The 1,011-nt window shown below is 72.3% G+C and carries 2 protein-coding genes; both read left to right on the forward strand.

Annotated elements, in window-relative coordinates; genetic code table 11:
- Positions 1-227 (forward strand): glycerophosphodiester phosphodiesterase family protein (locus FNX44_RS27130; RefSeq protein ID WP_267129499.1); only part of this gene is annotated, 227 nt, incomplete at its 5' end.
- A gap of 46 nt (positions 228-273) precedes the next feature.
- Positions 274-1,011: MFS transporter (locus tag FNX44_RS27135; protein ID WP_143651604.1), on the forward strand; the 738-nt coding region annotated here is incomplete at its 3' end.

Here is a 1,011-nt window from a genome sequence, read left to right on the forward strand (position 1 = left end):
GGGGTGCGGTGTGCGCGCAGGTTCCGGTGCGGCAGTCGGGGGTGCCGGTGGTGGACCGGCGGTTCGTGGCGGCGGCCCACCGGGCGGGCCTGCAGGTGCATGTGTGGACGGTCAACGACCGGCGTCGGATGATCGACCTCCTGCGGCTGGGAGTCGATGGCATCATGACCGACAAAATCGAGACGCTGCGTGAGGTGCTCGAGGAACGGGGCGCCTGGCGTGGCTGACGTTCCTCCCGCCGCCGGCGCGTCGCACGGCACCATGGGGGCGTGAGTGGGCACCGGGCAGATCAGCGGGCCGGCCGCGGAGGCGGATCCGACGGCGCGTCGCCGTGAACAGCGCGGCTGGTACTTCTACGACTGGGCGAACTCGGTGTTCGCCACGAGTGTGCTGACGGTCTTCCTGGGGCCGTACCTGACGGAGGTCGCGAAGGCGGCGGCGGACGCTGACGGCTATGTGTACCCGCTGGGCATCCCGGTCCGGGACGGGTCCTTCTTCGCCTACGCGGTGTCGGCGTCGGTGCTGCTGTCGGTGCTGGTGATGCCGTGGGCGGCGGCGGTGGCCGACCGCAGCGGGCGCAAGAAGCCGATCCTGGCGGTGTCGGCGTACATCGGGGCGGCGGCCACGGCGGGCATGTTCTTCCTGGACGGCGACCGCTATCTGCTGGGCGGTCTGCTGCTGGTCGTGGCGAACGTGGCGTACGCGGTGAGTGTGGTGGTGTACAACGCCTTCCTGCCGCAGATCGCACTGCCGCACGAGCGGGACGCGGTCTCCTCGCGGGGCTGGGCGTTCGGGTACGCGGCCGGGTCGCTGGTGCTGGTGGCGAACCTGGCACTGTTCCTCGGCCACGAGGCGCTGGGCGTCTCCGAGGGCGAGGCGGTGCGCATCTGCCTGGCGTCGGCGGGTGTGTGGTGGGCGGTGTTCACGATCGTCCCGTTGCGGCGGCTGCTGGAGCGGCCGGTGGCACGGGAGGCGGGGGCCGCCGGTGGGCCGCCGGAGCAGGAGGGGGTG

It is taken from the genome of Streptomyces alkaliterrae, from assembly GCF_007097205.2.
Lineage (GTDB): Bacteria > Actinomycetota > Actinomycetes > Streptomycetales > Streptomycetaceae > Streptomyces > Streptomyces alkaliterrae.